Annotated in this window: 14 protein-coding genes and 1 tRNA gene; 10 read left to right on the forward strand and 5 right to left on the reverse strand. The window is 48.7% G+C overall.

All coding sequences use genetic code 11. The annotated features are described in order from the left end of the window. Nucleotides 1-12: 12 nt before the first annotated feature. On the reverse strand, nt 13-750 hold the full coding sequence (locus tag ABJU74_RS11160; RefSeq protein WP_348384561.1) for a Bax inhibitor-1/YccA family protein: 738 nt from the start codon (nt 748-750) through the stop codon (nt 13-15). Nucleotides 751-936: 186 nt separating this feature from the next. Between ABJU74_RS11160 and ABJU74_RS11165 the strand changes: the two genes are divergently transcribed. Further along, on the forward strand, nt 937-1,551 hold the full coding sequence (locus ABJU74_RS11165; RefSeq protein WP_348384290.1) for a glutathione S-transferase family protein: 615 nt from the start codon (nt 937-939) through the stop codon (nt 1,549-1,551). Between the two features lie 13 nt (nt 1,552-1,564). On the opposite strand, the gene ABJU74_RS11170 is transcribed toward ABJU74_RS11165, so the two are convergent. Both ABJU74_RS11170 and ABJU74_RS11175 read right to left on the reverse strand, forming a co-directional pair. Continuing rightward, the gene (locus ABJU74_RS11170) at nt 1,565-2,023 is read right to left on the reverse strand and encodes a low molecular weight protein-tyrosine-phosphatase (RefSeq protein ID WP_348384291.1); all 459 of its coding nucleotides are present in this window, start codon (nt 2,021-2,023) and stop codon (nt 1,565-1,567) included. 70 nt (nt 2,024-2,093) lie between these two features. Then, nucleotides 2,094-2,675, reverse strand: a complete 582-nt coding sequence (locus ABJU74_RS11175) for a superoxide dismutase family protein (RefSeq protein ID WP_348384292.1) — start codon at nt 2,673-2,675, stop codon at nt 2,094-2,096. Nucleotides 2,676-2,774: 99 nt separating this feature from the next. Between ABJU74_RS11175 and folK the strand changes: the two genes are divergently transcribed. The 5 genes from folK to ABJU74_RS11200 all read left to right on the forward strand — a co-directional run bounded on the left by folK (nt 2,775) and on the right by ABJU74_RS11200 (nt 7,157). After that, a complete protein-coding gene (gene folK, locus ABJU74_RS11180) occupies nt 2,775-3,266 on the forward strand; it encodes a 2-amino-4-hydroxy-6-hydroxymethyldihydropteridine diphosphokinase (RefSeq protein WP_348384293.1) in 492 nt (163 codons plus the stop codon). A 98-nt stretch (nt 3,267-3,364) separates the two neighbouring features. Then, nucleotides 3,365-3,440 (forward strand) — tRNA-Lys (locus ABJU74_RS11185). A 170-nt stretch (nt 3,441-3,610) separates the two neighbouring features. Beyond that, on the forward strand, nt 3,611-4,507 hold the full coding sequence (gene cysD / locus ABJU74_RS11190; protein WP_348384294.1) for a sulfate adenylyltransferase subunit CysD: 897 nt from the start codon (nt 3,611-3,613) through the stop codon (nt 4,505-4,507). Next, nucleotides 4,507-6,432 carry a sulfate adenylyltransferase subunit CysN gene (cysN, locus tag ABJU74_RS11195; protein WP_348384295.1) on the forward strand — a complete coding sequence of 642 codons (1,926 nt, stop codon included), beginning with the start codon at nt 4,507-4,509 and terminating at the stop codon, nt 6,430-6,432. The genes cysD and cysN overlap by 1 nt, the downstream gene beginning before the upstream one ends. Further along, a complete protein-coding gene (locus ABJU74_RS11200; protein WP_348384296.1) occupies nt 6,429-7,157 on the forward strand; it encodes a 3'(2'),5'-bisphosphate nucleotidase CysQ in 729 nt (242 codons plus the stop codon). The genes cysN and ABJU74_RS11200 overlap by 4 nt, the downstream gene beginning before the upstream one ends. A gap of 32 nt (nt 7,158-7,189) precedes the next feature. Here ABJU74_RS11200 and ABJU74_RS11205 read toward each other — a convergent pair whose 3' ends face one another. Further along, nucleotides 7,190-8,944: a nucleoside-diphosphate sugar epimerase/dehydratase gene (locus tag ABJU74_RS11205; RefSeq protein ID WP_348384297.1), complete on the reverse strand. Its 1,755-nt coding sequence runs from the start codon at nt 8,942-8,944 to the stop codon at nt 7,190-7,192. Between the two features lie 451 nt (nt 8,945-9,395). On the opposite strand from ABJU74_RS11205, the gene ABJU74_RS11210 reads away from it, so the two are divergent. Genes ABJU74_RS11210 through ABJU74_RS11220 form a run of 3 tightly spaced genes read left to right on the forward strand, consistent with a single transcriptional unit; the run spans nt 9,396 to nt 12,595 of the window. Next, entirely contained in the window at nt 9,396-10,700 is a 1,305-nt protein-coding gene (locus tag ABJU74_RS11210) for a UDP-glucose/GDP-mannose dehydrogenase family protein (protein WP_348384298.1), read from the forward strand. Between the two features lie 18 nt (nt 10,701-10,718). Continuing rightward, nucleotides 10,719-11,522 (forward strand): class I mannose-6-phosphate isomerase, encoded by an 804-nt coding sequence (locus ABJU74_RS11215; protein ID WP_348384299.1) that lies wholly within the window; start codon nt 10,719-10,721, stop codon nt 11,520-11,522. A gap of 11 nt (nt 11,523-11,533) precedes the next feature. Further along, on the forward strand, nt 11,534-12,595 hold the full coding sequence (locus ABJU74_RS11220; protein ID WP_348384300.1) for a mannose-1-phosphate guanylyltransferase/mannose-6-phosphate isomerase: 1,062 nt from the start codon (nt 11,534-11,536) through the stop codon (nt 12,593-12,595). On the opposite strand, the gene ABJU74_RS11225 is transcribed toward ABJU74_RS11220, so the two are convergent. Next, nucleotides 12,592-12,969, reverse strand: a complete 378-nt coding sequence (locus ABJU74_RS11225; protein ID WP_348384301.1) for a hypothetical protein — start codon at nt 12,967-12,969, stop codon at nt 12,592-12,594. The two genes, ABJU74_RS11220 and ABJU74_RS11225, sit on opposite strands and share 4 nt — an antisense overlap. A 97-nt stretch (nt 12,970-13,066) precedes the next feature. Here ABJU74_RS11225 and wecB point away from each other — a divergent pair, with 97 nt between their 5' ends. Beyond that, nucleotides 13,067-14,212, forward strand: coding sequence for a UDP-N-acetylglucosamine 2-epimerase (non-hydrolyzing) (gene wecB, locus ABJU74_RS11230; protein WP_348384302.1), 1,146 nt, complete (start codon nt 13,067-13,069; stop codon nt 14,210-14,212). The last annotated feature ends 37 nt before the right edge of the window (nt 14,213-14,249 follow it).

The raw sequence follows: 14,249 nt of genomic DNA on the forward strand, positions 1-14,249 counted from the left end.
ATGAATATAGGCTTAGTCTTGGCTTCCCATGAAGCTCAGCAGGAACTGGAACATGTTGATGAAATCCAGATACAGGTTAAGCGCGCTCATGATGATAACTTTGCCAACCATATCCGTGCCAGCAACATAAGCATACATGCTCTTGATCCGCTGGGTGTCATAGGCGGTGAGGCCCGCAAAAATTAAAACGCCAATCGCGCTAATCACAAAATGCATCATTGTTGATTGCAGGAAAATGTTGATCACCATTGCAACCAGCAATCCGATTACGCCCATGATCAAAAAGCTTCCCCAGCCGGAAAGATCTTTTTTAGTTGTATATCCAAAAAGGCTGAGCCCCAAAAAGGCGGCCGAAGTTGCAAAGAAGGTCTGCGCAATGGATGCGCCGGTATAGACTAGGAAAATAGTCGACATGGACAAGCCCATCAGGGTCGCAAAACCCCAGAACATCGCCTGAAGCGTGAATGTCGAGAATTTATTCTGTCCAAAGCTCATCGCAAAGATAATCGCCAGAGGAGAGAGAATAATTACCCATTTCAATGGCCCGCCGCCGAACATAATCTCTGCGGCCATCCCAGAACTGGCAAACAACATGGCAACAATACCGGTCAGCAAAACGCCACTTGCCATGTAGTTATAGACTTTAAGCATATAGGAGCGGAGGCCCGCGTCATATTCTGCTGTGGTTTGTGTCGATGTACCGACGGGATTTCCCGCCATAGTCGCGCGTGGGTCAGGCCAAGCCATGATAGTCAAACTCCTCAATTATGCAGCCGCCAAATCAAAAAAGCGGCGCTATAGATCTAATATCGGTTGATTATGTGAATTTTTCAAGAAAAACCGCATCATCATTGGATAAAAATAGCCCGCAAATTGATAGATATTTTCTATCGATTAGCCGGGATTAGAGTTAATTTATAGAATCGGGAACCGAAAATGCCGCAAATCACCCTCTATGAATATGCGCCATCGCGCTCAGCGCGCTGCCGCTGGGCTTTGTTGGAAACCGGGTTGGAATTTAACTCGGTTCAGGATGGACCTGATTTGGTGGGCAGCGATCGCCTTTTGCCTTTTCACCCGCTGAAGAAAGTCCCGGCCGCCGAAATTGACGGCCACCCACTTTTTGAATCCGCGGCAATTTGTACTGCGATTGGCGATCTTGTCCCTGAACAAAATCTAGTTGGCCCATCCGGCAGCCGATCCCGCGCCTTACACGACCAATGGGTTAGCTTTGCCCTGTCGGAAATGGGGTGCTGGCTTTGGAATACCGATATGAATAGCCGCGTTCTACCGCCGGAAAAGCGGATAAGCGGCCATTTGCGACAAAATGGCGCTTTGTTCAGACGCGGCGCACGGGTTATCGATCAGCTTTTGGACGAACAGCAATTTCTTATCGAAAACCGCTTCACCATGGCGGATATCATTGTCAGCTTCACAATCAAATGGGGACAGAGCCAAGGATTGATCGATGATTTTTCAAATTTGCTAGCCTATCTTCAAAGATTGGGTCACCGGGAGCATTCGACGCTTTCCAGCATTGGCCGCGTATAACGGCATATTATAATCATCCAAGACGAGCGGCCAATGCTTTGGCACCGGCTGCCACGTCCGCCCAAGTCGTATCAAAGGCATCATCCGTTTCATAATAAGGATCCGCAACATCCTCTCCAGTTCGTCCATCCAAATGATTTAGAAAAAGCGACAAGACCGCAGTCCCATCTGATGGCTCCATAGATTTCAAATGGGAGAGATTGTCATTATCCAGGGCGATAATATGATCAAAGTCTCGAAAATCGGATGTGCGAACGGCACGCGCACGCAAATGGTCTATCGGCGCACCATTGCGCAATGCCACAGCTTGAGCACGATCATCAGCAGGCTGGCCGTTGTGCCAATCATGGGTTGCGGCCGAATCTACGATCACGTTTTTGCCAATGCGCCCGCATTCTTGGCGCAGCGCTGCTTCGGCCAGCGGTGATCGGCAAATATTGCCCATGCATACAAAAAGAACTGAAATAGCCATACGACCCCCCGATAGCCAATTTTAATATAGGACATTCTACGGTTATAATGTGACACAAGTCACTTGTTGATTAACGTGTCGGTTGAAATTTCTGCAGCTCAAAAACACCGCAGGCAATCCGTCCCCCGCTTTCTCCTGAAGGATCTGTTTTCAGATCATCAGGACCGGCATGGACCACAAAAGCGGCGCCATCGGCGTCGATGAGCGCTGCCGGACCATCTTTTAAGCTGGCGCCTTCAATCTTGGCTTCTACCGATCCAGTCCTATCTTCTCCGATGTCCAAATTGAATAAGTCACCCAAATGCGCGCCATTGGGATTATCAAAACCATGTTCTTTTGCAGTGGGATTCCAATGTCCACCCGATGATTTAAAATCCGGTACTTCACATTTGCCAATGGCGTGGATATGGACGCCCCGTGGTCCAGGCGTCAGTCCTTTTGCGGTAATCTGAACCAGCAAGCCGCCATCGCCTTCTCCGACAATGACTTCGCCATATTCCTGATTATCTGCTCCCACCAATGTGGCGCGCGCGATGCTTTCCGCAGGCTCCAACTCGGATTCGGGTTCCCCACCGGCACAAGCAGTCAGACAAAGGGGTAAAGCAGAGCCGAGCAGCGACGCTCTGGCAATGGCTGCAAATTTCATATTCATAATCAATTCCCGCATTTCCCGTGTAATTCGAATATGCTAGCAGCGCTTTGCGGGTCTTGGAACCGCTAGTTTATAACCATCAACCGTGACGAATGGAATTTGATCCTGCCGGCAACTTGCTACCTGATCGCACTGGGATCCAATCAGCGCCATAATATCTTTGGTCGCCCAGAGCACATAATTTCGGCCGCACGGGCCGCATTGGAACAGCAAGGGTTACATATCTTAAAGCAATCCAAGACGGTCTCCTCGCGGCCAATAGGACCGTCTCATCGGCGTTATGCCAACAGCGCCGCGATAATCGAAACCGCATTGAGTCCAGTGCCCTTGCTAAACTTGCTGAAACGGATCGAATCGCGTTTCGGCACTCGTAAAGGGCAAGCCTGGTCCCGCAGAGTGCTTGATTTGGACATAATTTTGTGGAGTGAGGGCGCATTTTCGGCAAGCTATCCGCCGCTGACCATTCCCCACCCGATGATGCGCGAACGCCCCTTCGTTCTGCAACCAGCAGCCGAAATTGCAGCAAAATGGCGTGATCCGATTAGCGGGCTAACAATAGCACAAATTGCTGCCCGCCATTCTCGGCCATAAAATCCGGTCCAAACTGCGCAAAGCCGCTTGACCCAAGCGCCAAGCACCACTAGGGAGGCGCTTCTCACGAACATTGATGCAGTGCATTGTATGTCTGGGGGCCCTTAGCTCAGTCGGTAGAGCAACTGACTTTTAATCAGTAGGTCGCTGGTTCGAACCCAGCAGGGCTCACCATATTCCATGGTCCAAATTGCCATTCCACCGGAGCGTACTTTGGCTCGCATGCTCTTGACCAGCACGTTTTGTCCGTAGAATTTCTTTGTGACCGCCCACAATAAATTCATAGATTTTTTGGCCTGCCCGCCTTAACTCGAAACTGATCATCAATTGTTGCGGCACCAGCTATGAAATTATCCCATCTCCAGCGCCTTGAATCCGAGGCCATTCAAATCATGCGCGAAGTAGCGGCAGAAGCCGAAAAGCCGGTCATGCTTTATTCTGTTGGCAAAGACAGCGCTGTGATGCTGCATTTAGCGAAAAAGGCGTTTTTCCCATCCCCTCCCCCTTTTCCGCTGCTTCATGTGGATACCACATGGAAATTTCAGGATATGTACAAATTGCGCGAAAAATCCGCGAAAGATGCCGGCATGGAGCTTTTAATCCACCAAAATCCGGAAGCCAAAGAACGCGGCATTAATCCCTTCGACCATGGCGCGCTGCATACCGATATGTGGAAGACCCAAGGCCTGAAACAAGCACTGGACGAATATGGCTTTGATGCCGCTTTTGGAGGCGCCCGCCGGGATGAAGAAAAAAGCCGTGCGAAAGAAAGGATATTTTCCTTTCGCTCCGCTAATCATCGCTGGGATCCGAAAAACCAGCGCCCAGAACTCTGGAAATTATATAATACCCGCAAGAGCAAAGGCGAGAGCATTCGCGTTTTCCCGCTATCCAATTGGACAGAACTAGATATCTGGCAATATATTCATTTGGAGAATATCGAGATTGTTCCACTATATTTTTCTGCACCCCGTCCGACTGTTGAGCGCGATGGAATGTTGCTGATGGTCGATGATGAGCGATTTCAGTTTGAAGACGGGGAAACACCCGTGGAAAAGTCCATTCGGTTTCGAACCTTGGGCTGCTATCCATTGACCGGTGCGGTCGAAAGCGAGGCGACTACGCTTCCGCAGATCATCCAAGAAATGCTGCTGACCACCACTTCGGAACGCGAGGGCCGCGCGATCGATCATGATCAAGCCGCTTCGATGGAGAAAAAGAAGCAAGAGGGTTACTTCTGATGCATGACCCCGAAATAATATATGAAACCGACAGCCTGATCGCCGAGGATATTGATGCTTATCTCGACAAGCATCAACATAAGACCATGTTGCGGTTCATCACGTGCGGTTCGGTAGATGACGGCAAATCGACATTGATTGGCCGCCTATTATATGATTCCAAGATGATTTTTGAGGATCAACTGGCCTCTTTGGAAGTGGATAGCAAAAAGCTCGGCACACAGGGTCAAAATATCGATTTCGCTTTGTTGGTTGATGGGCTCGCAGCCGAGCGCGAACAAGGCATTACCATCGATGTTGCCTATCGCTTCTTTGCAACCGAAAAACGTAAATTCATTGTCGCCGATACACCGGGCCATGAGCAATATACCCGCAACATGGTCACAGGTGCTTCGACGGCCGACCTAGCCATCATTTTGATTGATGCACGCCAAGGTATTTTGACGCAAACTCGGCGGCACAGCTATTTGGCGCATCTAATTGGGATAAAGCATCTGGTTGTCGCGGTGAATAAGATGGACTTGGTGGGTTATGATCAAGCTGCTTATGACCAGATCATAACCGACTATAGCGAGTTTGCTGATGAAATCGGGATTGATTCATTCACCGCCATACCTATTTCGGGACTGGAAGGTGACAATATCACCAGTCGGTCCGGAAATATGCCCTGGTATCAAGGTCCGGATCTGGTTGAACATCTCGAGAATGTAGAGGTGAGCGTCACCGCCAATCAAGCCAAACCGCTTCGCATGCCGGTACAATGGGTCAATCGCCCCAATCTCGATTTTCGGGGCTTTAGCGGGCAGATTGCTAGCGGAACCGTTGGGGTGGGAGACAAGGTCAGTATCTTACCGTCAGGGAAGAAATCATCCATTGCCCGGATCGTTACCATGGACGGCGACCTTGATCGCGCGGTTGCCGGGCAATCCGTCACCTTGACATTGGCCGATGAGGTTGATTGTTCCCGCGGCGATGTGATCGTGGCTGTCGATGCCCAGCCGCAAGTCGCCGATCAGTTTGAGTCGACAATTGTCTGGATGGATGAAGCGGAATTACTCCCCGGACGAAGCTATTGGCTGAAGATTGGCACACAAATGGTCAGCGTCACAGTGCAATCGCCAAAATATCAGATTAATGTCAATAATCTGGAGCAGCTTGCATCGAAGACTCTGGATCTAAACGCGATTGGTGTCGCCGAAATAGCAACAGATCAACCTATTGTTTTTGAACCATATACTGAGAACAGAGATTTGGGTGGCTTCATATTGATCGACAAGATCAGCAACGCCACGGTCGCCGCTGGTATGCTCCATTTCTGTCTGCGGCGCTCCCAAAATGTGCATTGGCAAGATGTCGATATTGATCGCACAGCCCATGCTCTACAAAAACGGCAAGAGCCTCGGGTTGTCTGGTTTACGGGTCTTTCCGGTTCCGGCAAGTCGACCATTGCCAATATGGTTGAAAAACGCTTGCACGCTCTCGGCAAGCATAGTTTCCTTTTGGATGGCGATAATGTCCGTCACGGCCTCAATAAAGATCTCGGCTTTACCGACGCGGATCGAGTGGAGAATATCCGCCGTATTGGAGAAGTGGCAAAATTGATGGCCGATGCCGGACTCATTGTTCTCACCGCCTTTATTTCTCCCTTCAGAGCAGAACGGCAACTGGTACGTTCAATGCTGCCCGATAGTGAATTTATCGAGATTTTTGTCGATACGCCTCTCGCCGTTGCGGAAGAACGGGATGTCAAAGGCCTCTACAAAAAGGCGCGGGCTGGAGAATTAAAGAATTTCACCGGCATAGACAGCGACTATGAAGAGCCGAAAAACCCCGAATTGCGGATTGATACCACAAAATTAAGCCCCGAAGACGCTGCTGAAATTATCGTAGACAAAATTGTCGGCAGTTGGTCATACACCATATGACGGATGCAGAATTAGCAGCTACTCTGGCCCATGATGCGGGGCAATTGCTTCTCGACCTGCGCAGCAAGTCCACGCTAGCCGGAAAGGAACTCGGTAATGCGGGAGACAAAGCGGCCAATAATTTGCTTATATCAGCGATACATAAATATCGTCCAGATGACGGACTCTTGTCCGAAGAAAGCAAAGACACCAACGCGCGGCTAAAGAAAGATCGCGTTTGGATCATCGATCCCGTGGACGGCACCCGGGAATATGGCGAAGGTCGATCGGATTGGGCCGTGCATGTTGCGCTCGCAATTCATAACAAAGCCCAATTGGGTGCCGTGTCGCTGCCTGGTCTTGACATGATTCTGCGCAGTGATTCACCGATTGATAGACCTCAGCGCGCTGAGAAACTGAGATTGGTCGTGAGCCGGTCAAGGCCTGCCAAAGAAGCCGTGGCCGTGGCGGATATATTAGATGCCGAACTCATTCCGATGGGGTCTGCGGGCGCCAAAGCAATGGCCATTGTCCGCGGAGAAGCGGATGTTTATCTGCATTCGGGCGGACAATATGAATGGGATAATTGCGCGCCGGTAGCTGTTGCCCAAGCACATGGACTGCATTGCTCACGGATTGACGGCAAGCCGTTGGAATATAACCAGCCAAATACATATCTACCCGATTTGCTGATCTGTCATCCGCAAGATGCCAAGAAAATTTTGGACTTGGTCGGCAGTCTGTAAACTTTGATGCTAAGATTAGTGCAGTCCGCTCGTTACGACGCTTTTTCAGCGCCCTGATTATCGCGTTCATGCTCGAATTCAGGCACCAGGCGCCGCAACAAGCTGACGGCTTGTTCCGAGTTACGGCATTTTCGAATTTCAGATAAATGCACATCAAGGTCCGATTGTTTCAAATGTCCCTCTCGTGCCATCATGATCCTGTTGTGCACCGTCTGCTGCGGGTCGTTCCCAATAATCAGTTCTTCATATAATTTTTCGCCGGGCCGCAATCCGACTTCTTCAATCTCAATATCTCCATCCGGATTATTTTCATCCCGGATTGTCAAACCAGACAATTGAATCATGGTTTTAGCCAAATCAATAATCCGCACGGATTTACCCATGTCGAGAACAAATACTTCCCCGCCTTTAGCCATACCGCCCGCTTGAATGACCAGCTGGGCGGCCTCTGGAATGGTCATAAAATAGCGTGTGACATCGCGGTGAGTGAGCGTAATCGGACCACCAACTTCTATTTGTTGACGAAATAGCGGCACCACCGATCCACTTGATCCAAGCACATTGCCAAAACGTACCATTGAAAAACGGGTTTCACTATTCTCAGCAAAAAGTTGCACAATCTGTTCCGCCGCCCGTTTCGTAGCGCCCATGACATTGGTCGGCCGCACAGCTTTGTCGGTGCTGATTAAAATGAAATCGCTCACGCCGGACACATCGGCAGCCTTGGCCACCTCAAAAGTTCCCAGAATATTATTTCTGATCCCCTCCACAGGATTAGCCTCTACCAACGGAACATGCTTGTAAGCTGCGGCATGGAAGACAGTCTCCGGTTGCCAAAAGGAAAATATTTCCTTCAGCCGCACATTGTCGGCCACCGAACCGAGAACCGGCACTATCTCCATGTTATCCAGATTTTCGGAACCGGTTTTCACTCTCAGTTCTTTTTCGATAGCGTAGAGCGAATATTCCGACTGCTCATATAAAATCAATTGGCGGGCACCGGACTTAGCAATCTGACGACACAGCTCGCTGCCAATCGATCCTCCAGCGCCAGTAACCATAACTTTTTTGCCCACTATCGTGCGTCCTAGGAGCAATTCATTAGGCGGAACCGGTTCGCGCCCGAGCAGATCCTCAATATCCAATTCCCGAATGTCACTAAACGACACCTGTCCGTCCATTATTTCCTTCATATTAGGCAATGTTTGCACGTGGACTTTAAATTGTTGAATTTGATCAACAATCATTCTGCGTTTTTTGCGCGATATATTGGGTAAGGCGAGCAAAATATCTGTGACGCCCTGTTTTTCTATGACATCGGGCAGATTGCCGCTCCAATAGACCTTGTCACCGTCCAGCTTTTGGCCGTCTAAGCGGCGATCATCGTCAATATAGCCTCTGAGCCGAGTAGCAGGTTCAGAACGCATAGAAGCAGCCAGTTGTTGGCCCGCATTACCCGCACCATAGACTAAAATCGTCTTGACTTGCCCACCAAAACGGGTCCGACCCAATATATCGACCATCAGATACCGAGCTATCACTCTAGAGAAACCGACAAGGATAAAGAATAAAATAGGTTGGATAACCCCAATTGTCCTGGGGACCCCAGCCAATCCGATGACCGAGAAAATAACTACCATTGGCACCGTATAAATCATGAAAGCCCGCACCAGCGTCTTCATCATTCCCGAACCGGCATATCGGAAAATAGCCTTATAAACACCGACAAAGTAAAAGACTGGTGCCATGATCAACAAAGAGGCTAATGCCACTTTTTGGATAGCCAAATCCCAATAGATCCAAACGCCTATTCTTAACGAATAAGCGATCCAAATCGACTGTATGCACAAAATCATATCGAGAATAAGCACAATTGCTTGTTTTTGCCGGCGGGGGAAATTGGCGATTTTCTCGATAAGAGCGATGACTAGAGCAATGGCGCTTTCGATTGTTTAATCCCTCAAAATATAAACGCTGCAATATCGCAAGTTTGGGCAGACCTTATATGATTTGATCGCGTTTTCCAAATTTTTCGAGCCCGAGCAGGGTCGCTTGTCCCTCAGAATTGGGTGATGACATGTAAAAAACATTAAATCTTTACCAGAACGCGCTAAAAAGAGCCTAAGCGCGACATACCCAAGCTAGAATAAGTTAGGATGCTTGACCAGAATTCTCGATCAGGCCACAGAGGCGGCCATAGTTTCATAAGAAATAACAGCACATTCTCAAAGGACGAATATGAAAATTGCAATGATCGGTTCCGGCTATGTAGGGCTAGTCTCAGGCGCATGTTTTGCAGATTTTGGACATGAAGTCATCTGCGTCGATAAAGACCCCAAAAAAATCGAAAAGTTGGAACAGAATATCATGCCGATATTCGAACCAGGCCTCGCTAGTTTGGTGGAACGTAATGTCGATGCTGGGCGGCTATCTTTCTCGGGCAGTCTCAAAGATTCAGTAAGCGATTGCGATGCCGTTTTTATTGCCGTTGGCACGCCTTCACGGCGCGGCGATGGACATGCCGATTTGAGCTATGTTTACGCAGCCAGCGAAGAAATAGCAGATGCCATCACCAAACCCACAGTTGTGGTTACCAAATCAACCGTTCCGGTTGGAACCGGCGATGAAGTCGAACATATTTTGTCGAAGAAACTCGATGCCAAACAATATGCTGTCGTTTCCAATCCAGAGTTTCTGCGGGAAGGTGCGGCAATAGACGATTTCAAACGCCCCGACAGGATCGTCATCGGCGCTGAAATAAATTGGGCAAAAGATGTCATGAGCGAGATTTATCGCCCATTATTTTTAAATGAATCGCCCATTTTATTTACCGGTCGCCGGACGGCAGAATTGATCAAATATGCCGCAAACGCATTTCTCGCAACCAAGATTACATTTATCAATGAAATTGCCGATCTGTGTGAGAAAGTCGGCGCCGATGTTCAAGAGGTTTCTCGCGGTATTGGTTTAGATAATCGAATCGGATCGAAATTTTTACATGCCGGCCCCGGCTACGGCGGAAGCTGTTTTCCCAAGGATACATTAGCTTTGCTGAAAACCGCGCAGGATAATGAGAGTCCGGTTCGGATTGTCGAAGCCGTCGTCAACGTAAATGACCAACGCAAGCGCGCTATGGGCCGCAAAGTCATTCAGGCTCTCGGCGGTGAAGCGCGGAACAAAAAAGTCGCCCTTTTAGGATTGACGTTCAAACCCAATACCGATGACATGCGCGATGCGCCTGCCATTGCCATTGCACAAACACTAATTGATGCTGGTGCCTGTATTTCCGCCTTTGATCCAGAAGGTATGGAAATAGCCTCCGAAATAATGCCGAATGTTACGATGACCGGAAGCAGTTATGAAGCGGCAAAGGACGCTGATGCTGTAGTCATCGTAACCGAATGGGATGCATTTCGCGCCCTTGATCTCGACAAATTGTCCAGCGCAATGGCAGGCCGGGCAATGGTCGACTTGCGCAACATATATCATCCAGCGGACGTGGCCAAAAGTGGGCTTGAATATACAAGTATTGGCCGAGGCTAACGGATCAGCGAGCAGGGCATGAAACTGAGGCAAAAAAAAGTTCCAAAGCCATGGGGGCAATTAAATCTGCCCCCAATTTTTGGTGGAAATCAAAAAGAAAAAATTGGTGAAATCTGGTTTGCCCCGCCCAAAACTATTGTCCCGGCGCTGTTGACCAAATATTTGTTCACCAGTGAAAAACTCTCCATCCAGGTACATCCCAATGACCGCCAAGCTCGACGCAATGGAATGCCCAATGGCAAAGAAGAATGCTGGTATATTCTAGATGCAGATCCCGACGCTGTGCTGGGATTAGGATTAACCAAGGAAGTTAGCGCAACCAAGTTACACGCGGCGATAGTTTGCGGACAGATAGAACAGTTAATGGATTGGAAGCCTGTTAAATCAGGCGATTTATTCTATGTGCCTGCAGGCACCATACATGCCATTGGTCCCGGTATAAAGTTGATAGAAGTTCAGCAAAATGCAGATATTACGTACCGACTCTATGACTATGGACGTCCACGGGAACTGCATTTGGATGATGCTATTTCTGTAGCGACTCTCAAACCTTATGATCTGAAACACTATAGCCAGGCACCAAAAAATGAGTCGGCGCTATTGGTAGACGGGCCACATTTTAAACTGTTCCAGATTTTCGGAGATGATCATAACTTGTTGCGCGGAACAATCGCGGGAGAATGGCAAATCATTCCGCTGGAGGGAACCGTGACAGCTCGAGACAAGGTAATCAAAGCAGGCGAATGTGGCCTTTGCACAAAATCGTCCGAAATCGATCTTTCAAAAAACCGCAAAACACTCATTGCGTGTACGATGAAATGAGTAATATCTTGATGACAGATTTGATTACTCCCGTAATTTTGTCAGGGGGATCGGGAACCCGTCTTTGGCCTGTTTCGACCGATGAACGCCCGAAGCAATTTTTGAACTTGAACGGACCGCTCAGCATGTTCCAGCTAACTTTGGAACGATGCTTAGAACCGAAATTGTTCAATCCACCGATCATTGTGGGCAGCACTAAGCATGCTGCTTTGGCCGAAAAACAATTGGAAGAAACAGGAATCACTGCCGCCGCCCATATTTTAGAGCCTTGTGCGAGAAACACCGCCCCGGCCATAGCATTAGCGGCCTTGGCTTGCGAAAATCCACAGGATTTGATGTTGGTTATGCCCAGCGACCATATTATCAAAAATGTTTCTGCCTTTCAAAAAGCTGTCCGGCAATCCTTGCCGCTGGCCAAAGCCCGTTGGTTGGTCACTTTTGGTATCACGCCAAACAAACCGGAAACCGGTTACGGCTATATCCAGCAGGGCGACAATATCGTTGGCAGTGTTGATAGTTTTGCCGCCAAACGTTTCGTTGAAAAGCCCAATATGGAAAATGCTGAAAAAATGCTGGCTGAAGGCGGCCATTATTGGAATGCCGGTATTTTCCTGTTTAGAGCGGATACATTTTTATCTGTTTTGGGCGAACAAGCGCCAGAAATGCTGGAAGCGGCACAAAAAGCGATGGATGGAGCCCATCGGGATGGAACCCAAGTCAAACCCGATGAACCCAGCTTTGCGTCTGCGCCATCAGATTCCATCGACTATGCTGTGATGGAAAAAGCCGAAAAAGTTGCCGTCACGCCGGTCGATCCGGGTTGGTCCGACGTTGGCAGTTGGGACTCATTATATGAGATTAGCTCCGCCGATGATCAATCCAATGTCGTAACCGGCACTGTCACTATGATCGAATCCAGTAACAATCTGGTGCATGCTGATGGTATGGAAATATCGACATATGGGATTGAAAACCTGATCATAGTCGCCAGTCAAAATAAAGTGATGGTCATGCCCCGCAGCGAGTCGCAAAATGTTCGCAAAATCGTCATGGAAAAGAATAAGGACAATTAGGCCAGTTGATTTTCCGACTGCGCATTGTTTTGCGTTTCGTCCGATTTTTTCGCCTTCCCGACCATCCAGTTCGGCCAATAACGGGCAATGATCATTAATGCGGTTGGAATGACCATCGTATTCCACATATCGCGCAGCCCTTCAGCTTGAAACAAAGCGATGGATGCTTCCGTTTCACCGACGCGCTGATAGTCCAGATATTCATTCGCTATTGCCGCGAGTAAAACAGCGAACCACGGCCAAATACTGCCGATCGAGCGCCGAAAAAACGCAGCTAATAGAAATTGAATGAACAAAGCTCCATAAATATGAAGCGCATCGCGGTCCAAGCCCGTTTCACTTTCGAGCCAAATTTTCACATCAAGCCATTCCATATGGGTCGCTTGGAGAATTGATTTATAACCGTCAATGAACAACTGACTGTTTTTTGAGGTTATGAAAATTTTAGGCAAACCCGGTTAAGAGGTGAGTATGGAAAAACCTGTTTCAACCAAACCCAAGGTGCTCACAATCTTCGGAACAAGACCGGAAGCGATTAAGCTTTTTCCGGTCGTTCAAGCATTGTCGCGGCAGGATGAAATTGAAGCCATTAGCTGCGTCACCGCGCAGCACAGAGAAATGCTCGATCAAGTCCTTGAAATTGCCAACATTCATCCAGATCATGATCTGGATGTCATGAAAGCGGATCAAAGCCTGGATGAATTAACCAGTCGCTTATTGACCGGCATTGGCGAGATACTTGATCAGGTCCAACCAAAACGTGTGGTTGTTCAAGGCGATACTGCAACGGCCATGAGTGGCGCGCTAGCCGCTTACTATCGAAAAATCCCAGTCAGCCACGTCGAAGCTGGATTGCGGAGCTACAATATATATCATCCTTGGCCGGAAGAAGTGAACCGCAAGATAATCGGCACAATCGCCGACCAACACTTTGCGCCCACCGAGACTTCTGCCGCCGCTTTGAGACTTGAAAATATTGACGACGAAACCATCGACATCACCGGTAATACGGTCATCGACGCGCTTCTCGCTACCGTGGAAAACAAAGATCATCAAAAATTGGTCAATCCGAATCTGCGTGAGATATTCACCCGATTTACAGCCAAAAAAATAATTGGTGTCACGAGCCACCGCAGAGAGAATTTTGGCGATGGATTAACCAATATTGCCGCAGCACTTCGGACAATAGCGGAAAGAGAGGATGTCGCACTAATTTTCCCCGTTCACCTCAACCCCAATGTTCGCTCCATCATGCAAGATGCTTTGGGTCATCTTGAAAATGTCGCAATGATCGAGCCGCTTGACTATCCAAGTTTTGTAGCATTGCTCAAAAATTCGGAATTTATGCTGACTGATAGCGGCGGTGTGCAAGAGGAAGCGCCGGCACTGGGGAAACCCGTCCTGGTCATGCGGGACACGACAGAGCGCCCAGAAGGTATCGAAGCCGGTACGGCGAGGCTTGTTGGAACCAATCAAAATCTTATTGTCGATCAAGCATTTCGATTACTCGATGATCGCGAATTCTACTATTCAATGGCAAAAGCGCACAATCCCTTTGGGGATGGTAAAGCCAGCCAACGCATCGCCAAGATTATAGTGGATAGTTTAGATCGCTAAATTTCCGACGTTGCGCACAATTCATGCGGTTATTTCC

It is taken from the genome of Parasphingorhabdus sp., from assembly GCF_039982415.1.
Lineage (GTDB): Bacteria > Pseudomonadota > Alphaproteobacteria > Sphingomonadales > Sphingomonadaceae > Parasphingorhabdus.